Origin of the sequence: Mesorhizobium terrae (assembly GCF_008727715.1) — a bacterium.
Classification (GTDB): Bacteria; Pseudomonadota; Alphaproteobacteria; order Rhizobiales; family Rhizobiaceae; genus Mesorhizobium; species Mesorhizobium terrae.
Genome location: NZ_CP044218.1, coordinates 4,555,177 through 4,581,900, shown reverse-complemented (window position 1 = coordinate 4,581,900; position 26,724 = coordinate 4,555,177). Strand labels below are relative to the sequence as shown.

The window sequence follows — 26,724 nt, the reverse complement described above, 5'->3', positions numbered from 1 at the left end:
AATGGCTATAGCGAGCGCAAGCTAGCCTTGGATCCGGCGATGCAGGCGACCTTCGATCTCTTCCCGCGCGCTTTCCGTCGCCATCAGCGAAAGTAAAACGCTGCCGTCCTCGTTGTCGGTGCGCGCAACAACGTCGCCGTTGCGATAGAGCCAGTCGACCAGCCCAAGCTGTGCCGGCTGCAAGGTGACTTCGACCCGCTGCAATTCACCCGACACGCGGGTCTCGATCAGCGACTTAAGTGCATCGATGCCTTCGCCCGTCACCGCGGAAATGGCAACCGGCGGACGCCTGCCGTCGGCGCTCTCCGCCAGCAGGCGGTCGCGATTGCCTTCGTCTAGCAGGTCGATCTTGTTCCAGACCTCGACGACACGGTCGGTGTTGGCGGCATCCACACCAAGATCGGCCAGGATGCGTTCCACATCCTCGGCCTGCGCGGCAGTGTCCGGGTCCGAAATATCGCGCAAGTGAATTACAAGATCGGCCTCCACCACCTCTTCCAACGTCGCTCGGAAGGCCGCCACCAGATGTGTCGGCAGATCGGAGATGAAGCCGACCGTGTCAGACAGAATTACCGGTGTGCCATGCGGCAGCCGTACACGGCGCAGCGTGGGATCGAGCGTCGCGAACAACATGTCCTCTGCCAACACCCCCGCCCCCGTCAACAGGTTGAACAGGGTCGACTTGCCGGCATTGGTGTAGCCGACGATGGCAACCACGGGAAAAGGCACCTTCTTGCGTTTGGCCCGATGCAGATCGCGCGTGCGCCGCACCGTCTCCAATTCACGCTTCAGCCGGATGATCTTCTCTTGCAGGGCACGGCGGTCGGCCTCGATCTGCGTTTCGCCCGGGCCGCCCAGAAAACCGGCGCCGCCACGCTGGCGCTCAAGGTGGGTCCAGCTGCGCACCAGCCGGCCCTTCTGGTAGTTGAGATGTGCGAGTTCGACCTGCAGCGTGCCTTCCTTGGTGCGGGCGCGCTCGCCGAAAATCTCAAGGATGAGACCGGTGCGGTCCAACACCTTGACGTTCAATTCCTTCTCCAGATTGCGCTGCTGCACCGGAGTGAGCGGATGGTCGATGATGGCCAGTTCCGCGTGCTTGTCCTTGACCGCCTCTGCCAGTTCAGAAACCTTGCCCGAGCCGAGCAGGGTCGCCGGTCGCGGTTCCGCGACAATGGTGATTGAAGTCTGGACTGGATCGAGATCGATGGCGCGGGTCAGGCCGACGGCTTCATCGAGCCGCGCCTCGGGCGACCGTGCCAGTCGCACCCGGCCGCTGTCGTCCTCCTGCCTGGGATGATTCGGCAGCACGGGCACAATGACGAGGGCGCGGGTGGCTTTGTCGCCGCCCTCGCCCTTAACGTCTGTTGATTGTCCGCGGCCTTTGCGGCCCGCGTCACCTTGCTTGGTCAATTAGCCGCCTTGGCTTTCCTCACCATCGAACATCTGAACCGGTTGGCTCGGCATGATCGTGGAAATGGCATGTTTGTAAACGAGCTGGGAATGCCCGTCACGCCGCAGCAATACGCAGAAATTGTCGAACGAGGTCACGACCCCGGTCAACTTCACTCCGTTGATGAGGAAGATCGTCAGTGGGTTCTTGCTCTTGCGCACCGAGTTCAGGAATAGGTCCTGAAGATTTTGCGAACGCTCTGCCATTGTTCTTATCTTTCGCCGATCCCCTTCGGTATGCATGCCAATGCGCCAAAATACTCGGCGTATGTCAAGCTTGCAGACATGCTTGTCGTCAACAACGACAAGTAGAACGAGATATATTGATGTCCATTCCTGTTGTGCCGGTTATCAGGCCGGACTTTTTTCCGCAACGTCAAAAAACGCTTGTCTCAACGAAAGTGTTACCGATCCAGGGTGGCCGTTGGCAACGGCCTGACCGTCGATGGCTACAACCGGCATGGCGATCAGGGTTGCCGAACTGACAAAGGCTTCGCGCGCCGTTTTCGCCTCATCGACCGTGAACGCCCGTTCCTCGATTCGCAGGCCAAGCTTGGCTGCGACGTCGAAGATCGTCGTGCGGGTGATGCCGCGCAGGATTCCCGTGTCGGCCGGCCGCGTTACCAGCGCGCCGTCCCGGGTCACGATCCATGCGTTGGTCGAGCCGCCTTCCTTGACGGTACCATCGGGATCGACAAACCAGGCCTCCTGCGCGCCGGCCTCCTTGGCTTTCTGCTTGGCCAGGACGTTGGGCAGCAGCCCAATGGTCTTGATGTCGACGCGCTCCCAGCGGTTCTCCGGAACCGTGATCACCTTCACGCCGGACTCGGCCTTCCTGGCGGATGCGGCGGGATCGACCCGCTTCGCCGTCACCACCAGCGAGGACGGTGTATCCGGCGAGGGGAAGACGTGATCGCGCGGAGCGACGCCGCGCGTCACCTGCAGATAAACCAGCCCGTTGACCACGCGATTGCGGCGTACCACTTCGCGAACGATAATCGCCAGCGCCTTGCGGTCGACCGGCCATGCCATGGCCAGTTCCCGCAACGACCTGTCGAGGCGCTCAAGATGACGGGTCATGTCGACGATGAAGCCGCGCGCGACCTCGCACACCTCGTAGACGCCGTCTGCGAACTGATAACCGCGATCCTCAATATGCACGGCGGCGTCACGGTGCGCGACATAGCGTCCGTTGACATAGGCAATGCGCGGCATGGCGAACCCTCTGAAATATTAGGCTTTCTTACGCGATTCCGGTGGTCGCGTATCGAACAATGGCATGGTCCAGCCGGCCGTGGCAGCGGCCGGCGGATAATCAGACACCCAGCGACTTCAGCTTGCGGTGCAGAGCGGAGCGCTCCATGCCGATGAATTCGGCGGTCTTGGAGATGTTACCGCCGAAGCGGTTGATCTGGGCGATCAGATAGTCCTTCTCGAATTGCTCGCGCGCCTCGCGCAACGGCAGCGCCATGATGTGCTGGTCCGACTGGTTGGGCGTACGCGGCATCACGTCGCCGATTTCCGACGGCAACAGTTCCGCGGTGATCGGCACCTCGACATCGTCGCCACGTGCCAAAATCATCAGCCGTTCAATGTTGTTGCGCAGCTGGCGCACATTGCCCGGCCAGTTATGGGCCTGCAGCACAGCCAAGGCATCGTCGCCGATGCGGCGCGGCTTGATACCCGCTTGCCTGGCGATCTGCTTGACGAAAGTGTCGACCAGATAGGGAATGTCCTCGCGCCGCTCGGCAAGCCCGGGCACCGAGACCGGCACGACGGCCAGACGGTGGTAGAGGTCTTCGCGGAAACGACCCTCGGCGATCATCGCCTCGAGGTTCTGTGCCGTCGAGGAAATGATACGGACATCCACCTTCACGCGCTTGGTGCCACCCACACGCTCGAACTGTTGCTCGACCAGAACGCGCAGGATCTTGTTCTGGGTCTCGCGCGGCATGTCGGCCACTTCATCGATGTAGAGAATGCCGCGATGTGCCTCCTCCAGCGCACCGACCTTGCGCTCGGTGCCGTTCGATTCGGTGCCGAATAGCTCGATCTCCATGCGCTCTGGCGTGATGTTGGCGGCGCTCAACGTCACGAACGGTCCGCTTTTGCGGGCCGACAGCGCATGGATCGCGCGGGCCGCCAATTCCTTGCCGGAACCGGAGGGGCCGATGATCATGATGCGGCTGTTGGTCGGCGCCACGCGCTCGATTGTCTGGCGCAACTGGCTCATCGCTGACGACATACCAATCAGGTCAAACGTCTCGCCGCTGCGTTGCTTGAGATCCGAGACCTCGCGTTTGAGCTTGGAGGTTTCCAGCGCGCGCTCGGCGACGAGGATCAACCGGTCGGCCTTGAACGGTTTCTCGATGAAATCATAAGCACCGCGCCGGATGGCCGAGACGGCGGTCTCGATGTTGCCGTGGCCGGAAATCATCACCACCGGCAGGTTGGGATGCAGCGTCTTGATCTCGTCCAGCAGCGCCAGACCGTCGAGACGCGAACCCTGCAGCCAGATGTCGAGGAAGATCAAGCGCGGCGCGCGATCCGCGATCGCCGCCAAGGCGCTGTCGGCATCGTGGGCCGTGCGCGTTTCATGCCCCTCGTCACTCAGGATACCGGCAACCAGTTCGCGGATGTCTTCTTCGTCGTCGACGACAAGAATATCAGACGCCATTACCGACCTTCTCAGTTTCTCGTTCGTTTTCCGCCATGCCGCGGCCACCTGATGCGGCGCCGCTCGAAGGCAGGATGATGCTGATCATCGCCCCTCGCCCGCCGTGGAAGTCGGCCGGCGCATCGTGCAGTTCCAGCCGGCCGCCATGGTCTTCCACGATCTTTTTGACAATCGCGAGGCCAAGGCCGGTGCCTTTCTCGCGTGTCGTCATATAGGGCTCCAGCAGACGCTGGCGATTCTCGCGCGGCAGGCCTTTGCCATTGTCGATCACGTCCACCCGGATCGAACCGTCCTTGGGTGTTGCCTGGATACGGATCACGCCGCTTCCACCGGGAGCGAACTGCATACCTTCCATGGCTTCGGCGGCATTCTTGATCACATTGCCGAATGCCTGCGACAGCAGGCGGTTGTCGAAGGTACCCTTGAGCGGGCGGTCGCCGAAATCGCGCTCGAAAGCGATGTCCGAGCGACTGACCTCCACCAGGAAGGACGCCTCGCGCAACGGCTCGCGCAGGTCGATCGCCTTCATCTCGGGCTTCGGCATGCGCGCGAAGGCTGAGAACTCATCGACCATGCGGCCAATATCCTCGACCTGCCTGATGATGGTGTCCGTGCACTGGTCGAAGACCTCGCGGTCTTCGGTGATGACCTTGCCATAGCGGCGGCGAATGCGCTCGGCCGAGAGCTGGATCGGGGTCAGCGGGTTCTTGATCTCGTGAGCGATGCGCCGCGCGACGTCAGCCCAGGCGGAGGTGCGCTGCGCGGTGACAAGATCGGTGATGTCGTCCACGGTCACGACGTAGGACTTGTCGCTCTCGTAGTCCTGATCCTGGTCTTCCTCGATGGTGACCTGGACGTTGAAAGTGCGCTCGGCGCCGGCACGGAAGAAGGTGACTTGCTCACGATAGACCGGCTTGCCGGACTTGCGACCGATTTCGAGCACCCGACCGACATGCGGCAAGGCTGCGGACAAGTTCTGTCCCAGCGCCGCATCCGACGACATGGCCAGCATTGCCTCGGCCGACTTGTTGACGATGGTGATGGTGCCGAACGGATCGACGCCGATGACGCCCGATGTCACGCCGGCAAGCACTGCCTCCGAGAACCTGAGGCGCTCGTCGGCGAGGTCCTTGGCCGTCAGGATTTCGTTGCGCTGCGATTTCAGCTCGAACAGCATGTTGTTGAACGTCTCGCCCAGCGAGGCAACGTCGCCGTCGGACTGACGCACCGGCACCGAAACGTCGAGATTGCCGGTCGCCACCTCGTCGGCGGCGCCGATCAGTTGGCGGATCGGCCGCACCAGACGGTCGGCCACCGCGATGCCCGTCCAGATCGCCGACAGGATGACGATCAGTGTCAAGGACAGGTAAGGCAGTGCGAATGCCACCTGCGAGAAGGATCGATTGCCCTCAAGGCCACTATATTCACTCGTATTGGCCCTGACGATCTCACGCGCCTTGATCACTTCCGGATCGACGACACGGATCGTGTAGAGATAGAGCCCCTCGATCTCCTTCAGCTTGATGATCGCGCCCATGATGTTGCGCGTGCGTGGCTCGATCAGCAGCGGCGTGCCATTCTGGGCTTCCTTGACCGCACCGTTCGGCGGCTCCGGCATCGGGAAGTCGGCACTGGTCTTGGCGCTGAGCACGAAACCGCCATCGGCATTGACCAGCGCTGCATGGGCAAGGCCGCGCCCGACAGCCTCCTTATTCATCAGGTCGATGAAGCCGGTGCGGTCGAGCCCGTAAAGCGTCCGCGAGCTGTCGAGATCATAGGCCATGGACAGCGTCGTGCCCTGCAGGTTGCGGGCGTTCTCCTGCACATAGGCGTCCGCGATCGACAGCGATGAATTGATGATCGTCTTGGTGCGGATTTCGAACCAGCGATCAAGACCGATGTTGAGCGTGATCGAGGCGATGATGGCGACCAGGATCGCCGGCACCGCTGCCACCAGCCCGAACATCGCCACAATACGCACATGCAGCCGCGATGCAGCCTTGCCGGTGCGGCGCGCCATGATGATTCGCCGCGCCTCGCGGGCGATCAGTGCGGCGAGGAAAAGGATGAACAGCGCGTTGAGGCCGATCAGCCAGAGCGTCGTCGTTCTATCGGGCACGATCGGCGTTGCCCCGACCAGAATCGCAAAGGAAATGCCGGCCATTAGCAGCGCGCCGAGGATCGCAACGATGCCAGGCAGCGCCATCAGCCGCCTGGCTTCCTGCACCCCGGTTCGTCGAAACAATGATCCGCTCAATGTGATGGCCTGCTCAGCCATTTCGCCGCTTGCTGTCATGATTGCGTCGCATCTATGCAACGCATTGTGGCGAATATGCAACAAGACGCCCGATCACAAAAATCTTTCGGCACCTCATCAACCGAAATTTGTTTGCGTCGTCGCGAAGCTCGCGACGGCGGGATTTCGCCGCGATCAGTTCGGTCGCGATCCGCGATAAACGTTGACGCCGAGGTCCCGGATCTTCTTGCGCAACGTGTTGCGATTGAGGCCGAGCAGGTCGGCGGCACGGATCTGGTTGCCGCGCGTCGCTGTCATCGCGGCCAAGACCAACGGGTGCTCCATTTCTTCGAGGATGCGCTGGTAGAGGCCAGGCGGCGGCAATTCATCGCCGAAAGAGGCGAAATAGCGCTGCAGATAGTGCTCCACCGCCTGGCTGATCGACAGGTCGTCGGGGATCAGCGCGTTGGCGCTGGGCACAACTGGCGCTTCCGCCGTCTTGAGCTCGGCTTCGATGATTTCGGCGGAAATCTCATCCTGCGGATAAAGTGCTGCCAACCGGCGCACCAGGTTTTCCAACTCGCGTACATTGCCCGGCCAAGGATAACGCTTCATCAGCTCGATGCCGGCGGGCACGATGCGCTTGGTCTGCAAGCCTTCCTTGGCGCCAAGCTTGAAGAAATGCCGTACCAGGTCCGGAATGTCCTCGGCGCGTTCGCGCAGGCCGGGAAGCCGCAACGGCACGACATTGAGGCGATAGAACAAATCCTCGCGGAACAGGCCTTGATTGATCAGCGTGCGCAAATCCTTGTTGGTGGCAGCAACGATGCGCACGTCCGTCTTGATCGGCGTGCGTCCGCCAACGGTCGTGTATTCGCCCTGCTGCAAAACACGCAGCAGCCTGGTCTGTGCCTCCATCGGCATGTCGCCGATCTCGTCCAGGAACAGCGTGCCGCCCTCAGCCTGTTCGAAGCGGCCGGTGGAGCGGTTCTGCGCTCCGGTAAAGGCGCCCTTCTCGTGACCGAACAATTCGGATTCAATCAGGTCGCGCGGGATCGCCGCCATGTTGATGGCAACAAACGGCCCGCCTCTGCGACGCCCATATTCGTGTAGCGCACGCGCGACCAACTCCTTGCCGGTGCCCGATTCGCCGCTGATCATCACCGTAAGGTCCGTCTGCATCATGCGCGCCAGCATGCGGTAGATGTCTTGCATGGCGGCCGAACGACCAACCAGCGGCATGGTCTCGGGTTGCTCCTCCGGTCGAATATCAGCCTTCGGACGGCGCGGTTCGGCGAGCGCCCGGCCCACGATGTTAAGCAGCTCGGTCAGGTCGAACGGCTTCGGCAGGTATTCGTAGGCGCCTGTCTCGGAAGCACGGATAGCGGTCATGAAAGTGTTCTGCGCGCTCATGACGATAACCGGCAGTTCTGGCCGCGCCTTCTTGATGCGTGGCAGCATGTCGAAGGCATTCTCATCGGGCATGACCACGTCGGTGACGACGATGTCGCCCTCGCCCGCAGCCACCCAGCGCCACAAGGTCGAGGCATTGGACGTAACCCGCACTTCATGGCCGGCGCGCGACAGCGCCTGGTTGAGCACGGTGCGGATCGCCGCATCGTCGTCGGCGACAAGAATGGTGCCGCGAGCGGTCATATGCGGTGATCTCCTTCGTCGTCATGCATTTCCGGCGCCGGGTCTTTCCAGACTGGCAACAGCACGCGAAACGTGGTGCCGCGCGGCGTCGAATCGCATTCGATGATGCCGCCGTGCTCGCCGACGATCTTGGCAACCAGCGCCAGACCGAGCCCCGAACCATTCGGTTTTGTGGTGATGAACGGGTCGAACAGGATCGGCAGGATGTCTTCCGAGACGCCGGAACCGTTGTCGTGCACGCAGAATTCCAGCGGCAGCGACACGCGATCCTGCGTACCTGGCACCGACATGCGAATGCCGGGGCGGAACGCCGTCGTCAGCGTGATCTCGCCGAGCGGGTCGGAACCGACCGCTTCGGCCGCGTTCTTGACCAGGTTCAGGAACACCTGGATGAGCTGATCACGATTGCCGTAGACCGAAGGAAGCGATGGATCATAGTCTTCCATGATCTTGATCCGGTTGGCAAAACCGTTCCGGGCGATCGCCTTCACATGATCGAGCACGACATGGATGTTGACGGGATAACGGTCGATCGGCCGCTCGTCCGAAAACACCTCCATGCGGTCGACCAGCGACACGATACGATCGGTTTCGTCGGTGATCAGCCGGGTCAACGCCCGATCCTCGTCGGAGGCGGAAAGTTCAAGCAATTGGGCAGCGCCGCGGATGCCGGACAACGGGTTCTTGATCTCGTGCGCCAGCATGGCGGCAAGGCCGGTAACCGAACGGGCAGCCCCGCGATGCGTCATCTGCCGATCGATCTTGTCGGCCATCGAGCGTTCCTGGAACATCACGACGACGGAATCCGGGAATTCCGGCACCGGCGCCGCGTAAAGGTCGACGATCTTCTCGATGCCGAGGCGCGGCGAAGACACATCCACTCGGTATTCGTTGACCGGCGCATGCCGTTCTCGAACCTGGTCGACCAGGGTTAGTAGCGGGCTGCCGAAGGGAATCAATTTGGCCAGCGTATTGCGCGCCAGCATGGTCGCACTGGAGCGGAAGAAGTCCTCGGCATCGGCGTTGGCATAGGTGATATGGCCTTCCGGCCCCACCATGATCACCGGACGGCGGATGGTGTTGAGCAGGATCTGCGCGGCATCGGCCATGTCCGCGACTGGAGCCATCGCAACGGTCATGCCGCGCTCCTGATCGCTTCGACTTCGCTGTCGCGCGCAAACGCCTCACGCAACAAGGCGATGACGCGCTCGGGTTCGAAGCTGGTGAGGATATCCTTGCGCAGGTCGGCAGCAGACGCAGCGGCGTGTCGATCAAGATACCAGCCGAGATGTTTCCGGGCCTGCCTCAATCCGCTTTCGATGCCATAATGCGCCAGCATATCCTCGTAGTGCGCGACGACATATTCGCCAAGTTCCGCGGCACTCCCCGGCAAGCTCACGGATTCGCCACCACTTGCGACAGCGGCGAGTGCGCCGGCCGTCCACGGCGCGCCATAATGAGCGCGACCGACCATGACCGCATCGGCGCCCGACTGGTCGAGGATCACTGCCGCATCGGCTGGTGAGGCAACATCGCCATTGGCGACGACGGGGATCGATACGGCATCTTTCACGCGGGCGATCGCGCGCCAATCTGCTTTGCCCTGGTAGAACTGGCAGCGTGTGCGGCCGTGCACCGTCACCATCCTGACGCCGGCCTGTTCGGCGCGCCGTGCCAGCATCGGCGCGTTCAGCGCGTCTTCGTCCCAGCCGAGCCGCATCTTGACGGTCACCGGCACCTCGACCGCGCCGATGACGGCTTCAATCAAGGTCAATGCGTGATCGAGATCGCGCATCAGCGCCGAGCCGGCATAGCCGCCGGTCACCTTCTTCGCCGGACAGCCCATATTGATGTCGATGATGTCGGCGCCTTCGCCGGCAGCGATCCGTGCGGCCTCAGCCATGTGAGCCGCCTCGCGTCCGGCGAGTTGCACCATGTGTACAGGCAGGCCGGAATGGCGAATGCGCAGGTCGAATCCGGCCCTGCCCCGCGCCAGTTCGCCACTGGCAACCATCTCCGAAACCACAAGGCCGGCCCCATGCGCATAAGCGCGTTTGCGGAACGGCTCGTCGGTGATGCCGGACATGGGCGCCAGGAAGATGCGATTGCGCAACTCCACCCCACCCACATCGAGCGGCAAGGCGAGTTTCTCAGGATTGGTCATGCACAAAAACCAAGCAATATCTAGTGTTGCCTATTCCCTAGCCAGATCGGAATGATTGTGCAATGCAGAATGAACATGCATTGCGGCTTATTTGGGAAAATGCTGGCCTTCCGCGCCGCCCACGACTAAGCGTCTGCGCATGAAGGAACCGAGCGCAATCAAGGCTGTCGCCACAGATCGCCGTGTTGCCGCCGTCATCGTGGCGGCAGGCCGCGGCGAACGCGCCGGGCAGGCCGAGGGGCCCAAGCAGTACCGCCGCATCGGCGGCCGCGCCATCCTTGCCCATACGCTGGAGACCTTTCTTGCGCATCCGCAAGTCGGCCAGGTGGTGGTCGTGATTCATGGCGACGACCAGGAGTTGCTGCGCAAGGCGATAGGCGACAACCTCGAACGGGTCGCAATCGTCACCGGCGGTCCGACAAGACAGGATTCAGTACGTCTCGGTCTTTTGGAACTGGCAGCGCAGGCGCCAGACAGGGTTCTCATCCACGACGCGGTGCGACCGTTCTGCGATGCGGACCTGATCGACAGGGTGATTGACGTCATCGGCGCCAACCAGGGCGCGCTGCCGGCCTTGCCCGTGGCCGATACGCTGAAACGCGAGGGCCGCGACGGCACCATCGGCGAGACGGTGCCGCGCGCTGGCCTCCATGCCGCGCAGACGCCGCAGGGATTTCCTTTCCGGCCGATCCTCGAAGCGCATGAAAGAGCACATCAGGCCGGCCGCAGTGATTTCACCGACGATGCAGCGATAGCCGAATGGGCGCGCATCCCGGTCAAGATCGTCGCCGGCTCGCCGGACAACGTCAAACTCACCTGGGCACGGGATATCGCGATGGCGGATCAGAGGATTCACGGCGAACGGTCGAACTTTCCCGACATCCGCACCGGCAACGGCTACGATGTCCACGCCTTCGAGCCGGGAGATCATGTCATGCTCTGTGGCGTCGCCATCCCGCATGATCGCAAGCTGTCTGGCCATTCCGATGCCGATGTCGGCCTGCATGCCTTGACCGACGCGCTGCTCGCCACCTGCGGTGCCGGCGATATCGGCACGCATTTCCCGCCTTCCGACCCCCAGTGGAAGGGTGCCGCCTCGCGCCTGTTCGTAGAGCACGCCGCCAGGCTGGTACGCACACATGGCGGCCGCATCGCCAATGCCGATATCACGCTGATCTGCGAGGCGCCCCGCGTCGGCCCACATCGCGAGGCGATGACGGCGGCTTTGTCCAATATGCTTGGCATCTCGCCCGAACGCGTCTCGATCAAGGCGACAACCAATGAGAAACTTGGTTTTGTCGGGCGACAGGAAGGCATAGCGGCAATCGCCACGGCAAGTGTCGTCTATCCCGGAGAAGTACCGGAATGAACGACCTCACCGAACTCGCCGATCGTTTCCTGAAAACCTGCGCGGCGCGCGGGATCATGGCGGCAACGGCCGAAAGCTGCACCGGCGGCATGATCGTTGCGCATCTGACCGATATTGCCGGCTCTTCCACGGTGGTCGATCGCGGTTTCGTCACCTACTCGAACGAGGCCAAGATGGACATGTTGGGCGTCGAGCCGGCAACATTGCGGGCCTTTGGCGCCGTTTCGGCCGAAACCGCGCGGGAAATGGCCGCCGGTGCGCTCGCCCGATCGCGGGCCGGCATCACCCTTGCCGTCACCGGTATTGCCGGGCCGGACGGCGGTTCGCTGGAAAAGCCGGTTGGACTAGTCTGGTTCGGGATGGCGCTGTCTGGCCGCCCCGCAGTCGCCGAACAGCGCATCTTCGACAATCGCGGCCGCGACTTCATCCGCCGCGAGACCGTCAGGCACGCTCTTGAGATGGGATTGAAGGCGCTCGCTGTCTGAAGCCTACTTCGTCTTCAGCCAAGGCGTGGCGGTACTCCAGAAGATGATGTCGGCGCCAAGATAATCTTCTGCAAAGCGCGCGAACTCGCCCTTGCTGAACGGCTTGTGGGTTTTCGGGTTTTTGTAGGTTAAAGTCGGTTCCTGCACCGCCATGGCGACAAGCGACAGTTTCCCCTTGTATTTGTTGAAGAACGGATAGGAGTTCTTCATCTGCGCCTTGCGGCCTGGGACGATGTCGGGACCGCCGAGCCCGACGCCATTGGCGCTGGCGAATTCAAACATACGCCCCATGTAATTGTGATCATTGTCCCATTCGCATGGCCAGAAATTCACATATTGCACCACATGCGACTTGGTGAACGCTTTTCGCGCAAAAGACAGGTTTTCTAATTCGCCGGCAAAGTAATTGTCGCAACTGAAGCCTTTGGGCGGCGCTTTTTCGTCGAGGTCGATAGCGGTTTCCGGCAGGTTCACGCCGAAAACCCGACCGTCGAAGCGCGCTGCAAGAGCCGCGAGCAATGCCTGATACCGTTGGCGAACGGCGGGGTTCCACTGTTGCGCCACCCAGCCGGATCCAATTGGCTTGTTTTCGCCCGGATTGTCGAATTGCGGAGACAAACCGCCACCATACGCCGGATCGCTCATCAGATAGCCGGGGACGTATTTCGCATCTGGTTCGAAAAAACGGTCCTGGATCTGGATGAAAAGCTTCTTTTTCAGACCATCGAGAGCGGCAAGGTCCTTTTCGATCGCGGAGAAATCATACTTGTCCTTCTCCGGCTCCAACGCCCGCCAATTGTAGACGATTTGCGCCCCTTCTATATCTTGCCGACTAATTACATTCATCGCCTCATCGAGATCGCCTGCACTCGTATAGATGAAATTGCGGGGCTTCTCGGCTCGAGCCGGCAGCGAGACGGCAAGCAAAGCGACGGCAACGGCAAGACCGGCTATCTTGACCAAGGGTGGTCTCCTGTAGGGATCGCCGAGGGGCTTCAGCTTTTCAGGCGGGAGGATTTCGTCCGTAAATTACATCGGCGCGCTTCTCGAACGCCTCGGAAAACATGCGGAAGGCACGGTCGAACATCGTGCCCATCATCACGCCCAAAATGCGGCTCTTGAACTCGTAGTCGATGAAGAATCGGACGAAACAACCGTCGCTGGCCGGCTCGAAGCCCCAAATGTTGCTCAGATATTTGAACGGGCCGTCGATGTATTTCACATCGATGATGTGCTCGTCCGGCTTGAGCAACACCTGGGTGGTAAACGTCTCGCGAATGGCCTTGTAGCCGATGCTCATATCGGCGATCAGAACGGTACGCCCGTCACGCTCGCGTCGCGAGCGAACCGAAAGCGCCTCGCACAGCGGCAGGAATTGCGGATACTGCTCAACGTCAGCGACCAGCGCGAACATCTGGTCCGGACTGTGCGATACACGCCGCGTCGCCTCGAATTTCGGCATGAAACCGGCTTATTGAGCGGATTTCTTGAGCTGCTCCTCGCGTGCCGCGCGCAGGCGGGCGAAATCCTCGCCAGCGTGGTGCGAGGAACGCGTCAGCGGGCTCGAAGCCATGAGAAGAAAGCCCTTGCTCTTGCCGACGATGGCATAGGACTGGAATTCTTCCGGCGTGACGAAGCTCTTCACCGGATGGTGCTTCTTCGACGGTTGCAAATATTGGCCGATGGTCATGAAGTCGACGTCGGCCGAGCGCAGGTCATCCATCAATTGCAGTACTTCGTTACGCTCCTCGCCGAGCCCGACCATGATGCCGGACTTGGTGAAGATTGACGGATCAAGCTCCTTCACGCGCTGCAGAAGCCGGATCGAGTGAAAATAGCGCGCACCGGGGCGCACCGTCAGATAGTTGGACGGCACTGTCTCCAGATTGTGGTTGAAGACGTCGGGTCTGGCCGCCACGACGATCTCCAGTGCGCCTTCCTTGCGCAGGAAATCCGGGGTCAGAATTTCGATGGTCGTGGTCGGTGCTGCGGCGCGAATGGCCTGGATGACCTCGGCAAAATGCTGGGCGCCGCCGTCGGCCAGATCGTCGCGGTCGACCGATGTAATGACAACATGGGTCAGGCCCATCGTCTTGACGGCCTGAGCCACGCGGTTCGGCTCGTCTGCGTCGAGCGCGGTCGGAATGCCGGTGGCGACATTGCAGAAGGCGCATGCCCGCGTGCAGATCTCGCCCATGATCATGAATGTGGCGTGCTTCTTTTCCCAGCATTCGCCGATATTGGGGCAGCCGGCCTCCTCGCACACGGTCACCAGCTTGTGCGACTTCACGATCTCGCGCGTCTCGGCATAGCCCTTGGAAACCGGCGCCTTGACGCGGATCCAGTCCGGCTTGCGCAGCACCTCCTGGTCCGGCCGATGCGCCTTCTCAGGATGACGGGGACGTGGTTTGTTGGCGACGAGATCGAGAACGGTGACCATCTGAAACCTGTTTCCTGCGGCAAGCGCTGTGCGCTTCATCTAAGACTTTTCGCGGCAAAGAAAAAGGCCGACGCTGTGCATGCCGCGACGGCCTTTTTTGCATGGCGGATCGTGTGGGCGTTCAGCGCCGCACGAGGCGGCCGGCCCAGATCAGCAGACAGGCGCCGATGAAGCCGGTGATCAGATAGGCAACCCAGCCGACACCGAACACGCCGAGATTCAGCGCTTGTAGGATGGCATTCAGCACGACCGCGCCGACAATGCCCAGAACGATATTCATGAAAATGCCGGTGTTGCTCTTCATCACCATCTCGGCCAGCCACCCCGCCAGACCTCCGATGATGATGGCCGCAATCCAGCCAACGCCATTGACGCTCATCTGCACCCTCCTTGCTGCTTGGCGAACAAATTCGCATAAGCCAACGTTTCCCGCAGCGTTCCGGTTCCACGGTCAGAAGCGCGGATGAGCGCTTTTTCACGCGTTCAGAACCCGTCCATAGGCATCGAGCACGCTTTCCTTCATCGTCTCCGACAGGGTCGGGTGAGGGAAGATGGTGTGCATCAGCTCTTCCTCGGTGGTTTCCAGGTTCATGGCGACCACGAAACCCTGGATGAGTTCGGTCACTTCGGCTCCCACCATATGGGCACCGAGCAACTGCCCGGTCTTCTTGTCGAAGATCGTCTTGACCAGGCCCTGGTCTTCGCCGAGCGCAACCGCCTTGCCGTTGGCCACGAACTGGAAGCGGCCGACGCGGATATCCTTGCCCTGCTCCTTGGCCTTGGCCTCGGTGAGGCCGACGGACGCGACCTGCGGGCTGCAATAGGTGCAACCGGGGATTTTCAGCTTGTCCATCGGGTGGACATGAAGGCCCGCGATCTTTTCCATGCAGATAACGGCCTCGTGCTCGGCCTTGTGTGCCAGCATGGGCGGCCCGGCGACATCGCCGATCGCATAAATACCTGGAACATTGGTGCGGCAGAATTCGTCGATGACGATGGCGCCACGATCGATCTTCACGCCCACCGTCTCCAGCCCGAGATTCTCGGTGTTGCACTGGACGCCGACAGCCGAAATCATGCGGTCGGCGGTAATCGTCTGTGTCTTGCCGTCCTTGCCCTCGACTGTTGCAGTGACGGAATTAGCGCCCTTCTCAACCTTGGTGACTTTGGTCTCAAGCAGGATCTTCATGCCCTGCTTCTCGAGCTGCTTTTTAGCCCAGGTGGAAATCTCGGCGTCTTCGACCGGCATGATCTGCGGCATGATCTCGACCACGGTCACATCGACACCCATGGTGCGGTAGAAGGAGGCGAATTCGATGCCGATGGCGCCGGAGCCCATCACCAGCAGCGATTTCGGCATCTGCGGCGGCACCATCGCCTCGAAATAGGTCCAGATCAGCTTGCCGTCCGGCTCGATGCCCGGCAGCGCGCGCGGCCGCGCACCCGTGGCGATCACAATGTGCGTGGCCGTATAAGTGCCCTCGCCCTTGGTGCCCTTCGGAATCGGCCCCATCGGCTCCATCGGCTTCTTCGAGGTCTTGCCAACGACGATCTCGCCCGGCTTGGTGATCTTGGCTTCACCCCAGATCACGTCGACCTTGTTCTTCTTCATCAGGAAACCGACGCCATTGTTCATGCGCTGGGCGATGCCGCGCGAACGGTCCACGATACCCTTGATGTCCGGCGTGATCGTGCCTTCGAGCTTAAGGCCGTAATTCTTGGCATGTTCGGCGTAGTGGAGGATTTCGGCCGAACGCAACAGCGCCTTGGTCGGGATACAGCCCCAGTTGGAGCAGATACCGGCCAGATGCTCGCGCTCGACGATCGCCGTCTTGAAGCCGAGCTGCGCCGAGCGGATGGCCGCGATATAGCCACCCGGACCGGAACCGATGATGATGACGTCGTAATTGTCAGCCATGTTCTTCCTGCCTTCTCATCAAGCGGCGCCGCGCGTCAGCAGCACCCAGCCATGTTCTTTGCTGTTGTCTAACAGCGGTACAGCGCGTTTGCGGGCCACTTCCACGAATCCGCGCGACCCGTAGAGGCCGAGCGCCGTCTCGTTGTGGCTTTCGGTGATCAGGCTCATCGGCCTGCCGCCTCCGCGTGCGATTTCGTGGTCGAGAAGCCGCTTGCCGAGCCCCCTGCCGCGATGGTGCCCGTATACGCCAAGACTGTCGAGGAACCAGTGGCCGACCAGCGTTTTCTGCAAGGCCAGGATCGGCTCGATGACCGGATGCGGCGCCTCCGCGTCGACGATCGACGGTTCGATCGGATGACCGATGACGACGCCAGCAACTTCCTCGCCGATCACGGCCAGGCTGGCGTCTTTCCACGCGGCCTGTTCGGTGTCGGAACGCATGAAAGAGCGCCCCTGTTCAAAGGCGGTTTCCTTGGAACCGTCAAGCACCGCCCCGTACCAGAACCACGACGCGAAACCGTGCGAGCTTACATCGACCAGAATAGCGAGCTCGGCGGCATCGCGCTTCTCGGCCCTGCGAATGGTTGTCGCCGCTGCCATCACAACCCCAGCAGCTCACGCACTTTCGGCACCAACGCCGCACCAATCCTGCGGCTGTTGTCGGCGTCGAGATGAACACCGTCGAGCGGTGTCGTTCGTGCCACCGTACCTGCGTCGAAAAAGCCGCAGCCCACTTCCTCGGCGAGCGCCGCATAGAGCGGCGCAAGGTGCTGCGAGGCCTTGTCGCCGCCGGCGAACATTTCCTTGTATTCGGAATTGGTCGTGTGGCTAAGCACCGGAGGCGAAACCAGGAGCACCCGTGGCGGCGGATAGCCCATGCCGTGATCATAGCCGCGTACGATCGAGACCAGTCGCGCCATGCCTTGCCTGGCCGCCAGCGGATTGCCGTGGATCCACGGCTTCATGTCGTTGGCGCCGAGCATGATGATGACGAGATCGAGCGGCGCATGCGTGCCAAGAACCGTTGGCAAAGTGCGAGCGCCGTTCCGATCGGCCTCGGCAAAATTGTCGTCAAAGGCAGTGGTGCGGCCGTTCAGCCCTTCGGCGACGACATGGACATCGGCGCCAAGCTCAGCTTGCAGCACGCTCGGCCAGCGATCTTCGAGCGAATGGCGCCCCGGACCTGAGGCATCGTAGCCCCAGGTCAGGGAATCGCCGTAGCAGAGGATGGTTTTCATGCGGCCCAACCCGGCCGCCTAAACCAACATAGCCATCGGGTTTTCGATGATGCGCTTGAAGGCACCGAGCAGTTCGGCACCCAGCGCACCGTCGACGGCACGGTGGTCGGTCGAAAGGGTAACGGACATCACGGTGGCGATCTTCACTTCGCCGCCCTTGACCACCGCCCGCTCCTCGCCGGCACCCACCGCCAGGATCGTCGCATGCGGCGGATTGATGACGGCGGCAAAGTCCTTGATACCGAACATGCCGAGGTTCGAGACAGCCGTCGTGCCGCCCTGATACTCTTCCGGCTTCAGCTTGCGGTCGCGCGCCCGTTTTGCCAGATCCTTCATCTCGTTGGAGATGACGGACAAGGTCTTTTGATCCGCCTTCCTGACGATCGGCGTGATCAGCCCGCCCGGGATCGACACCGCCACGCCGACATCGGCATGCTTGTGCTTGACCATCGCGGTCTCGGTCCACGAGGCGTTGGCATCGGGCACGGCAACCAGCGCCTGCGCCATCGCCTTGATGATCATGTCGTTGACCGAGAGCTTGTAGGCTGGCACGTCGCCCTTGTCGGTCTTCTTGATCGGGGCGGCGGCATTGAGCTCGGAACGCAGTTTCAACAGCGCATCCAGCTCGCAATCGAGTGTGAGATAGAAATGCGGGATGGTCGACTTCGCCTCGACCAGACGCCGGGCGATGGTCTTCCTCATATTGTCGTGCGGGACGAGATCGTAGGAACCCTGCTCGAACAGTTTCAGCACCGCCTCGTCCGACATCGGCTTGGCAGCCGGTGCACCGCCAACGGCAGGTGCTGCGGCCGGAGCAGGCGCGACCTTGGCCACGCCACCACCGGCAAGCGCCGCCTCGACATCCGCCTTCACCACGCGCCCATGCGGGCCGGAACCGGTGACGGCGGAGACATCGACGCCGGCATCCTTCGCAATGCGACGAGCGAGCGGCGACGCGAAAGTGCGCTCGCCGGCGGCAACAGGTGCCGCCCCATTCGCAACCGGCTTCGGTGCAACTGGCGCTGCCGCAGCGGTTTGAGCTGTCGGAGCTTCGGCCGGCGCTTCCGCCTTGGGCGCCTCCGCCTTGGCGGGTACTGCACCACCCTTGGCGGCGGCACCGGCATCCTCGCCTTCGGCGGCCAGGATGGCGATCACGGCGTTGACCTTTACACCCTCGCTGCCAGCCGGCACAACCAGCTTGGCAACGGTACCTTCATCGACGGCTTCGACTTCCATCGTCGCCTTGTCGGTCTCGATCTCGGCGATCACGTCGCCCGGCGAAACCTTGTCGCCTTCCTTGACCAGCCATTTGGCAAGATTGCCCTCCTCCATGGTGGGCGAGAGGGCCGGCATGGTGATGTTGATCGGCATGTTGTCCTCCCGGCCAGATCAGCGATAGGTGACGGCTTTCACCGCCTCGATCACTTCCGCGACATTAGGCAGCGCCAGCTTCTCGAGATTGGCGGCATAGGGCATAGGCACGTCCTTGCCGGCGACGGTGATGACCGGCGCGTCGAGATAGTCGAAAGCCCGGCGCGACACCTGGTTGGCGATGTAGTCGCCGACCGAGGACTGCGGGAAACCTTCCTCCACCGTGACCAGGCGATTGGTCTTCTTCACCGAGGCGATGATGGTATCGATATCCATCGGGCGGATGGTTCTCAAATCGACGATCTCGGCGTCGATGCCGAGCTTGGCCAGTTCCGCCTCGGCCTTGACCGCGTAGGTCATGCCGATGCCCCATGAAACAATGGTGACGTCCTTGCCCACCTTGTGGATGCGCGCCTTGCCGATCGGCAGAATGAAATCGTCCATTTTCGGCACGTCGAAGGAGTGGCCGTAGAGGATTTCATTTTCCAGGAAGATGACCGGGTTGGGGTCGCGGATCGCTGCCTTGAGCAGCCCCTTGGCGTCGGCCGCCGTATAAGGCTGCACGACCTTGAGGCCGGGAATGTGGCTGTACCAGGCGCCATAGTCCTGGCTGTGCTGGGCCGCCACGCGCGACGCTGCCCCGTTCGGGCCGCGGAACACGATCGGCGCACCCATCTGGCCGCCGGACATATAAAGCGTCTTGGCCGCCGAGTTGATGATCTGGTCGATCGCCTGCATGGCGAAGTTGAAGGTCATGAATTCGACGATCGGCTTGAGGCCCGTCATCGCGGCACCGACCCCGACGCCGGCAAAGCCGTGCTCGGTGATCGGCGTGTCGACCACGCGCTGCGGGCCGAATTCCTGTAGCAGGCCTTGGGTGATCTTATAGGCACCCTGGTATTCGGCGACTTCCTCGCCCATGACGAAGACGTCCGCGTCACGGCGCATTTCCTCGGCCATGGCATCGCGCAAGGCTTCGCGCACGGTGGTGGAAACCATTTCGGTTCCGGCCGGAATATCGGGATCGGCCGCGATCTGCGCTTTCGGCGCCGCGGCGACGGGAGCGGCGGCCAGCTTCTCGGCCGGAGCCGGCGCTGGCTCGGCTACGGCCGGCGCCTCGGCCTTGGCCGGTGCGGCCGCCTTGCCGATATCACCGGCGCTTTCGCCGTCCTGCAACAGCATCGCGATCGGCGTGTTGACCTTGACGCCTTCGGAACCGGCGGCGATCAGGATCTTTCCGAGCGTGCCTTCGTCGACGGCTTCCACTTCCATGGTCGCCTTGTCGGTCTCGATTTCGGCAATGACGTCGCCCGGGGCGACCTTGTCACCCTCGTTTTTCAGCCATTTCGACAGATTGCCCTCTTCCATGGTCGGCGAGAGCGCGGGCATGAGAATTTCGATCGGCATGGTCGCACCCTCCCCTTAGATCGTGATGTCCGTCCAGAGCTCGGACGCATCCGGCTCGGGATCGGTCTGGGCGAAGTCGGCGGCGTCGGCGACGATGTCGCGCACGTCCTTGTCGATGGCCTTGAGATCGTCCTCGCTCGCCCATTTCTTGGCGGCCAGGCGCGCCTTGACCTGTTCGATCGGATCGTGCTCGGAGCGCATCTTCTGCACTTCCTCCTTGCTCCGGTACTTGGCCGGGTCCGACATCGAGTGGCCGCGGTAGCGATAGGTCTGCATTTCGAGGATGATCGGGCCGTTGCCCGCGCGGCACCATTCTGTAGCGAGCTCCCCAGCGGCCTTTACCGCGCGCACATCCATGCCATCGACCTGGATGCCGGGGATGCGGAACGACAGACCGCGCTGCGAGAAGTCGGTCTCGGCCGACGAGCGCGTCACCGAGGTGCCCATGGCATAGCGGTTGTTCTCGATCACATAGATGACCGGCAGCTTCCACAGCGAGGCCATGTTGAAGCTTTCGTAGACCTGGCCCTGATTGGCGGCGCCGTCGCCGAAATAGGTCACCGAGACATTCTTGTTGCCGCGATAGCGGTTGGCGAAGGCGAGGCCCGTGCCCAGCGACACCTGCGCGCCGACGATGCCGTGACCGCCGTAAAAATTCTTTTCCTTGGAGAACATGTGCATGGAGCCGCCCTTGCCCTTGGAGTAGCCTCCACGGCGTCCGGTCAGCTCGGCCATCACACCGCGCGGGCTCATCTCCATGGCCAGCATATGTGCGTGGTCGCGATAGGCGGTGATCATCTGGTCGCCTTCGATCAGCGACATTTTGAGACCAGTGACGACAGCCTCCTGACCGATATAGAGATGGCAGAAGCCGCCGATGAAACCCATGCCGTAGAGCTGGCCGGCCTTTTCTTCAAAGCGGCGCATCAACAGCATCAGGCGGTAGGCGGAGAGTTCCTGCTCCTTTGAAAAGTCTAACGGTTTTGGAGCTGAGAGGTTCGGCAATTTGCCGTCGGATTTGGATTTGGCAGGCGCTTTTCTGGCGGCGGTTGCCATGCTTCACTCCCTGTTGCGTCTCTTCGCGGACACGGGGGAGCAGCTTGCCTCTCCCCACCGATTGGAGAAAAGGCTAACATGCAAGCTGCCGTTCCGCCATGCGGAAAAATGCATGGCTGACATGCACGTAAGCGATTAGAAATATTGAAAATAACCTTGATTAACCGACTTTCGGTTAATTCGATTTCGTCGGCAGCATGATGACGAGCTCGTCGGCGCTCGTCACATTCAGCGTGCGGCGCGCCTGCTCGTCCAGCATATCCTTCTCCAGCGAGCCGTCATGCAGAAGCCGGACCCGCTGCTCGATTTCCATGCGGCGCGCTTTCACCGACGCCAGCTGTTCTTGCAAGCCCGCGACCTGCGCCTGGAGTTTGGCCTTCGAATTGATGCCGAACGCGCCATGATAGGCATGATAGCCGAAATAGCTCAAGAACAGCGCGCACAGGGACGGCACGATCAGCCGTCCGGCATTTGTCTGCTTGTGCTGGCGTGTCCACATCGGCGCGACTCCTCGTCCACCTCTTGTCGCCCGATTGTGCTTAATGGAGGGTTACGGCGAGGCCGCGGATGCAAAAAGGGCGGGCCTCAGGCCCGCCCTTCGTTGAGGCTGGATTTGCCTGATTAGGCTCTGAGGATCGACGTGCCGGCGTAACGTGCCTGCTTGCCGAGCTCTTCCTCGATGCGGATCAGCTGGTTGTACTTGGCGGTGCGGTCCGAACGTGCCAGCGAGCCGGTCTTGATCTGACCGCAATTGGTGGCGACGGCGAGGTCGGCGATGGTCGAATCCTCGGTCTCGCCCGAACGGTGCGACATGACGGCGGTGTAGCTGGCCTTGTGCGCAGTCTCCACCGCATCAAGCGTCTCGGTCAACGAGCCGATCTGGTTGACCTTGACCAGGATCGAGTTGGCGACGCCCATCTTGATGCCATCGCGCAGGCGCGCCGAATTGGTGACGAACAGGTCGTCGCCCACCAGCTGCACCTTCTTGCCGCACAGGTCGGTCAGATACTTCCAGCCTTCCCAATCGTCCTCAGCCATGCCGTCCTCGATCGAGATGATTGGATAGTCGGCGGCGAGCTTGGCGAGATATTTTGCCTGCGCCTTGGGATCGCGGGTCTTCTTCTCGCCTTCATAGACGTAGTTGCCGCCCTTGAAGAACTCCGTCGCAGCGCAATCGAGCGCCAGCGCCACGTCCTGGCCCGGCTTGAAGCCGGCCTTTTCGATCGAGGCCATGACGAAATCGAGCGCGGCCTGGGCGCTCTTCAGGTTCGGTGCGAAACCGCCCTCGTCACCGACATTGGTGTTGTGGCCGGCTTCCTTCAGGCCCTTCTTCAGCGTGTGGAAGATTTCCGAACCCCAACGCACGGCGTCGCGCAGCGTCGGCGCGCCGACGGGCATGATCATGAATTCCTGGAAGTCGATCGGATTGTCGGCATGGGCGCCGCCATTGATGATGTTCATCATCGGCACCGGCAGCACGCGGGCGTTCGGGCCGCCGACATAGCGGTAGAGCGGCAGGCCGGATGCCTCGGCCGCAGCCTTGGCCACGGCGAGCGAGACGCCGAGAATGGCGTTGGCGCCCAGCCGGCTCTTGTTCGGCGTGCCGTCCAGCTCGATCATGGTCTGATCGATCTGGATCTGGTGTTCGGCCTCCATGCCGCCGATCGCCTCGAACAGCTCGCCATTGACGGCCTCGACGGCGCGCTCGACACCCTTGCCGAGATAGCGCGGACCGCCGTCGCGCAACTCCATCGCCTCATGCGCACCGGTGGAGGCACCGGATGGCACTGCGGCACGACCCATCGAACCGTCTTCGAGGACGACATCGACCTCGACCGTCGGATTGCCGCGGCTGTCGAGGATTTCACGGCCAACTATGTCGATGATGGCGGTCATTTGAGGCTCCTGCTTGGGATGAGGACAAAATGCGGGGCTCACCGGCGGGTGACGCTGCGCAAACTCAATAGCCCAAGCCCCGCGAAACGCAACGCGCTAAAAGCCAGTTTTCGGCCTTTGTCAGGCTGCCGGCTTCACCGTCGCGCTGAATTTCCCCATCAGGTAGGGACCGGACTGCACGGGCTGGTAGCGCGGCACCTCTCCCGGCTTCAGGCAGGTATCCAGGCAGGCGATCTCCTGGTGCCAGTTGGGTTGATGGAAGAAGGCGAGCGACTGGCGCCTGGACGATTTGGCCGCACCGACATCGGGATTGACGACACGGTGCAGTGTCGAAACCCAGCGGTCGTTGGTCCACAACGCCATCAGGTCGCCGATGTTGATGACGAAGGCGCCCGCTACCGGCGGCACCTCGCGCCATTCCCCTTCCGGCGTGTAAATTTGCAGGCCGCCCGAACCCGGCTGCGGCAGAAGGATGGTCAGGCTGCCATAGTCGGTATGGGCGCCGGCGCGCAGCTGGCCGACCAGCGGCGGGGTGTCGGTCTCGGGATAGTTCAACGCCCGCAAGGCACTGATCGGCCGATCGATCATCGGCTCGAAATAGTCTTCCCGCAGGTCGAGCGCGACGGCGAAGACGCGCATGATGCGCGCCGCCAGATCTTCCATGGCGGTGTAATAGGCTTTCCACGCTTCGACGAAACCATCCGGCGCATCCGGCCAGATCGTCTCGGCGTAGCAGAAGGACAGCGCCTGCGGATCGGTCAGCCCCTCGGGCACCGAGAGCGGACCGCCATTGAAACTTTCCTTCAAATCCGGCGGCGTGTCAGCACCCTTGGACCTCGCCAGCGCCTCTACGCCGGGACCGAGATAACCATAGGGATAGCCGGGATAGGGCGCCCTCACCTTTTCCTTGGCTTCCGGCGGCCGATCGAAAAAGGCTTTGGCCTTCGACCAGACGGCGTCGATCACCGCCGGCGGTACCGAATGGCCGCTGATTGCGAGAAAGCCGGTTTCCCGGCAGATCGCGTCGACCTCGCGGCCAAGCGCCTTGCGCCCAGCCGTATCCGCCGCCTCGAAACGCGAAAGATCGAAGACCGGAAACGCCGTCGCAACCATTTTCCACTCCCCTCAGATTTTTGTTCTGGTTGGAGCATAACGTTGCGCTTGGCGGCGCTTCAACGAGGAAGCGTTGTTCCAGGCTTGCTGCTTGGGATCACTCGGCGAGGATGAAGGTGACCTTCATGTTGACCCGGTAGGCGACGATCTTGCCGTTCTCGACCACGACCTTCTGGTCCTGGATCCAGGCACCCTCGACATTCTTAAGCGTCTTGGAAGCGCGCTCGACGCCCTTCTCGATGGCGTCCTGGAAGCTCTTCTTGGATGATGCAGTGATCTCGGTAACGCGGGCGACGGACATATCCTACTCCTGACGACGAGCCAATTTGCCGGGCGAGCCTACAACCGGCCGCCAGCGCTCGCAAGCAAGGGTAGTCGATACAGGGTCGCCGCCGTCAGCCCTTGGCGATGCGGTCGAAAGCCATCAGCCGCTCAAGCAGCGCCGGCATGTCCTTGAACGGCACCATGTTCGGCCCGTCCGACGAGGTCGAATTATCGGGGTCCTCATGCGTCTCGACGAAGACACCTGCGACACCCACAGCCACAGCGGCCCGGGCCAGGGTTTCGACGAAACGACGTTCGCCGCCGGAGGTGGCACCCTGCCCGCCCGGCTGCTGCACGGAATGGGTGGCGTCGAAAATCACCGGCGCGCCAATCTCGGCCATGATCGGCAGCGCGCGCATGTCGGAGACCAGCGTGTTGTAACCGAAGGAGGCACCACGCTCCGTCACCAGCACATTGGCGTTGCCCGAACCGGTCACCTTGCTCACGACATTCTTCATGTCCCACGGCGCCAGGAACTGTCCCTTCTTGACGTTGATGACCTTGCCGGTCTTGGCTGCAGCCACCAACAGGTCGGTCTGGCGCGACAGGAACGCCGGGATCTGCAACACGTCAACATGCGGCGCCACGATCGCGCACTGCTCTTCAGTGTGGACGTCGGTGAGGATTGTTACGCCGAGTTCCTTGCGGAGGTCTGAAAAGGCCGGCAATGCTGCCTCGAGACCGGCGCCGCGCGTGCTGGACAGCGAGCTGCGGTTGGCCTTGTCGAAGGAAGATTTATAGACAAAACCGATGCCGAGTTTCTGCGTGAGTTCCTTCAGCTTGCCGGCCATGTCGAAAGCATGCTGGCGCGACTCGAACTGACATGGACCGGCAATCAGCGACAGCGGCGCGTCATTGGCAAACAGTGTCTTGCCGACGGTCACTTTGGCATTGGGTTTGGTCATGTCCGTTCCTCGAAGATGAAGGCTGCACCCTGGCCGTCTGCTTGGGGCACCACAAGCCGGCCATCGCGCAGATGGTGTTTTACATGCGCGGACACAAGCAGACGTTCGGTCGCAACAAGATCGGCGGTCGCGAAGACCACGGCGACGAAACGCAAAGCCGAACGCGCGCCGGCACCAAGACCGAACTTCGCCTCATACTCCGCCCCGTGCATCAACTCGATATCGGCATTGGGCAGAGCCAGCCGACTTTCCGCCACAGCGGCCTTGTTGGGCGCGCCCGCGGCAATAGCGAGCAGCTTGCGCAGCCTCGCCACATCGTCGCTCACCGCCACAACGCCGCGGATTGCAACGGCGCCGTTGGCATGCGCTTGCAGTGCGGCCCGGTCGACCTTGGGGGCATTGACACGCTGGCAGGCGAAGACGAAGGCGTCCGGCGTATCGCGCCCGGAGGCGAAAGCCAGCCGGAATGAAACCGTGTCGCTCTTGCCGGAGCGGTCGGTGAAGGGGCGCGAAAAATCGAGCCTTTCGCCGGCCGAAATATTCGCCTCGACATAGGCACGATGGTCGGCGTCGGCATCTTCGGTACCGAAGACGATGGCCGAAAACCCTTCGGCGCCATGCTCTTCGCGATAGGTGTGGTCGCGGGCGACAAAGACGTTGCCGGCCATGATTGCCTGCGCGGCGACCTCGGCATCACCCACGGCCAACGGCTCGAGAAAGGTGCCGTCAGCCAGGTAAACGCAGCAATTCTCGGTGCCGAAAGGATGTATGCCACGCGGCGCCACGGTGAATCCGAGAGCGGCGAGCCGAGCCTCTGCCGCGCCGAGGCTTTCAGTCGGCAGCACGATATGATCGAGCGGATGGGCTGGTCGGTGCATGTTGGCGGCGGTGTGCATCATTCTGGCTGCCGGTTCAAGCGAAATGGCGGCGCAATCGCGCTCCGGCCGCATTCCCTGCCACGCCCCTGCGTCAACCGCGTGACGTGAACGGTGGAATTGCCCGACGATTGGTAAGTAACAG

26 protein-coding genes are annotated in these 26,724 nt (G+C 62.0%); 2 read left to right on the top strand and 24 right to left on the bottom strand.

Annotation, left to right across the window (positions count from 1 at the left end; all coding sequences use genetic code 11):
• Positions 1-21: 21 nt before the first annotated feature.
• The 8 genes from hflX to dusB all read right to left on the bottom strand — a co-directional run bounded on the left by hflX (position 22) and on the right by dusB (position 10,182).
• Complete coding sequence (gene hflX / locus FZF13_RS23290; protein ID WP_024924045.1) at positions 22-1,410, bottom strand: GTPase HflX; 1,389 nt, start codon at positions 1,408-1,410, stop codon at positions 22-24.
• Positions 1,411-1,656, bottom strand: coding sequence for an RNA chaperone Hfq (gene hfq / locus FZF13_RS23285; RefSeq protein WP_018428055.1), 246 nt, complete (start codon positions 1,654-1,656; stop codon positions 1,411-1,413).
• A gap of 144 nt (positions 1,657-1,800) precedes the next feature.
• A complete protein-coding gene (locus FZF13_RS23280) occupies positions 1,801-2,664 on the bottom strand; it encodes a D-amino-acid transaminase (protein ID WP_024924046.1) in 864 nt (287 codons plus the stop codon).
• Between the two features lie 100 nt (positions 2,665-2,764).
• A complete protein-coding gene (ntrX, locus tag FZF13_RS23275; protein ID WP_024924047.1) occupies positions 2,765-4,126 on the bottom strand; it encodes a nitrogen assimilation response regulator NtrX in 1,362 nt (453 codons plus the stop codon).
• Positions 4,116-6,404, bottom strand: coding sequence for a sensor histidine kinase NtrY-like (locus FZF13_RS23270; RefSeq protein WP_024924048.1), 2,289 nt, complete (start codon positions 6,402-6,404; stop codon positions 4,116-4,118). Before FZF13_RS23270 ends, ntrX begins: the two co-directional genes overlap by 11 nt.
• 153 nt (positions 6,405-6,557) lie before the next feature.
• On the bottom strand, positions 6,558-8,018 hold the full coding sequence (gene ntrC / locus FZF13_RS23265) for a nitrogen regulation protein NR(I) (RefSeq protein ID WP_024924049.1): 1,461 nt from the start codon (positions 8,016-8,018) through the stop codon (positions 6,558-6,560).
• Positions 8,015-9,157, bottom strand: a complete 1,143-nt coding sequence (locus tag FZF13_RS23260) for a two-component system sensor histidine kinase NtrB (RefSeq protein WP_024924050.1) — start codon at positions 9,155-9,157, stop codon at positions 8,015-8,017. The genes ntrC and FZF13_RS23260 overlap by 4 nt, the downstream gene beginning before the upstream one ends.
• The gene (gene dusB, locus FZF13_RS23255) at positions 9,154-10,182 is read right to left on the bottom strand and encodes a tRNA dihydrouridine synthase DusB (RefSeq protein WP_024924051.1); all 1,029 of its coding nucleotides are present in this window, start codon (positions 10,180-10,182) and stop codon (positions 9,154-9,156) included. Before dusB ends, FZF13_RS23260 begins: the two co-directional genes overlap by 4 nt.
• Positions 10,183-10,321: 139 nt before the next feature.
• Between dusB and FZF13_RS23250 the strand changes: the two genes are divergently transcribed.
• Both FZF13_RS23250 and FZF13_RS23245 read left to right on the top strand, forming a co-directional pair.
• Positions 10,322-11,551 (top strand): bifunctional 2-C-methyl-D-erythritol 4-phosphate cytidylyltransferase/2-C-methyl-D-erythritol 2,4-cyclodiphosphate synthase, encoded by a 1,230-nt coding sequence (locus FZF13_RS23250; RefSeq protein ID WP_024924052.1) that lies wholly within the window; start codon positions 10,322-10,324, stop codon positions 11,549-11,551.
• On the top strand, positions 11,548-12,036 hold the full coding sequence (locus FZF13_RS23245) for a CinA family protein (RefSeq protein WP_024924053.1): 489 nt from the start codon (positions 11,548-11,550) through the stop codon (positions 12,034-12,036). Before FZF13_RS23250 ends, FZF13_RS23245 begins: the two co-directional genes overlap by 4 nt.
• 3 nt (positions 12,037-12,039) lie before the next feature.
• On the opposite strand, the gene FZF13_RS23240 is transcribed toward FZF13_RS23245, so the two are convergent.
• From FZF13_RS23240 to FZF13_RS23165, 16 genes are all read right to left on the bottom strand, one after another.
• Positions 12,040-12,999 (bottom strand): hypothetical protein, encoded by a 960-nt coding sequence (locus FZF13_RS23240; protein WP_024924054.1) that lies wholly within the window; start codon positions 12,997-12,999, stop codon positions 12,040-12,042.
• Positions 13,000-13,039: 40 nt separating this feature from the next.
• Positions 13,040-13,498 carry a type II toxin-antitoxin system RatA family toxin gene (locus FZF13_RS23235; protein WP_024924055.1) on the bottom strand — a complete coding sequence of 153 codons (459 nt, stop codon included), beginning with the start codon at positions 13,496-13,498 and terminating at the stop codon, positions 13,040-13,042.
• Between the two features lie 9 nt (positions 13,499-13,507).
• Positions 13,508-14,476, bottom strand: a complete 969-nt coding sequence (gene lipA / locus FZF13_RS23230; RefSeq protein ID WP_024924056.1) for a lipoyl synthase — start codon at positions 14,474-14,476, stop codon at positions 13,508-13,510.
• A 121-nt stretch (positions 14,477-14,597) separates the two neighbouring features.
• A complete protein-coding gene (locus FZF13_RS23225; RefSeq protein WP_024924057.1) occupies positions 14,598-14,855 on the bottom strand; it encodes a GlsB/YeaQ/YmgE family stress response membrane protein in 258 nt (85 codons plus the stop codon).
• Positions 14,856-14,951: 96 nt separating this feature from the next.
• Positions 14,952-16,394: a dihydrolipoyl dehydrogenase gene (gene lpdA / locus FZF13_RS23220; RefSeq protein ID WP_024924058.1), complete on the bottom strand. Its 1,443-nt coding sequence runs from the start codon at positions 16,392-16,394 to the stop codon at positions 14,952-14,954.
• An 18-nt stretch (positions 16,395-16,412) separates the two neighbouring features.
• A complete protein-coding gene (locus tag FZF13_RS23215; RefSeq protein WP_024924059.1) occupies positions 16,413-16,994 on the bottom strand; it encodes a GNAT family N-acetyltransferase in 582 nt (193 codons plus the stop codon).
• Positions 16,994-17,632, bottom strand: a complete 639-nt coding sequence (locus FZF13_RS23210) for an SGNH/GDSL hydrolase family protein (protein ID WP_024924060.1) — start codon at positions 17,630-17,632, stop codon at positions 16,994-16,996. Before FZF13_RS23210 ends, FZF13_RS23215 begins: the two co-directional genes overlap by 1 nt.
• Before the next feature lie 18 nt (positions 17,633-17,650).
• Positions 17,651-19,003, bottom strand: a complete 1,353-nt coding sequence (locus FZF13_RS23205) for a pyruvate dehydrogenase complex dihydrolipoamide acetyltransferase (protein WP_024924061.1) — start codon at positions 19,001-19,003, stop codon at positions 17,651-17,653.
• Positions 19,004-19,021: 18 nt separating this feature from the next.
• Positions 19,022-20,410, bottom strand: coding sequence for a pyruvate dehydrogenase complex E1 component subunit beta (locus FZF13_RS23200; RefSeq protein ID WP_024924062.1), 1,389 nt, complete (start codon positions 20,408-20,410; stop codon positions 19,022-19,024).
• A gap of 15 nt (positions 20,411-20,425) precedes the next feature.
• On the bottom strand, positions 20,426-21,466 hold the full coding sequence (pdhA, locus tag FZF13_RS23195) for a pyruvate dehydrogenase (acetyl-transferring) E1 component subunit alpha (RefSeq protein WP_024924063.1): 1,041 nt from the start codon (positions 21,464-21,466) through the stop codon (positions 20,426-20,428).
• A 175-nt stretch (positions 21,467-21,641) separates the two neighbouring features.
• Positions 21,642-21,965: an FtsB family cell division protein gene (locus FZF13_RS23190; RefSeq protein ID WP_024924064.1), complete on the bottom strand. Its 324-nt coding sequence runs from the start codon at positions 21,963-21,965 to the stop codon at positions 21,642-21,644.
• A gap of 122 nt (positions 21,966-22,087) precedes the next feature.
• Complete coding sequence (gene eno / locus FZF13_RS23185) at positions 22,088-23,362, bottom strand: phosphopyruvate hydratase (RefSeq protein ID WP_024924065.1); 1,275 nt, start codon at positions 23,360-23,362, stop codon at positions 22,088-22,090.
• Positions 23,363-23,482: 120 nt separating this feature from the next.
• Complete coding sequence (locus FZF13_RS23180) at positions 23,483-24,475, bottom strand: isopenicillin N synthase family dioxygenase (protein ID WP_024924066.1); 993 nt, start codon at positions 24,473-24,475, stop codon at positions 23,483-23,485.
• A 97-nt stretch (positions 24,476-24,572) separates the two neighbouring features.
• Positions 24,573-24,776 carry a dodecin family protein gene (locus tag FZF13_RS23175; protein WP_024924067.1) on the bottom strand — a complete coding sequence of 68 codons (204 nt, stop codon included), beginning with the start codon at positions 24,774-24,776 and terminating at the stop codon, positions 24,573-24,575.
• A gap of 94 nt (positions 24,777-24,870) precedes the next feature.
• Positions 24,871-25,704, bottom strand: a complete 834-nt coding sequence (gene kdsA, locus FZF13_RS23170; RefSeq protein ID WP_024924068.1) for a 3-deoxy-8-phosphooctulonate synthase — start codon at positions 25,702-25,704, stop codon at positions 24,871-24,873.
• Positions 25,701-26,603 (bottom strand): VOC family protein, encoded by a 903-nt coding sequence (locus FZF13_RS23165; RefSeq protein WP_051504901.1) that lies wholly within the window; start codon positions 26,601-26,603, stop codon positions 25,701-25,703. The genes kdsA and FZF13_RS23165 overlap by 4 nt, the downstream gene beginning before the upstream one ends.
• Positions 26,604-26,724 lie beyond the last annotated feature (121 nt).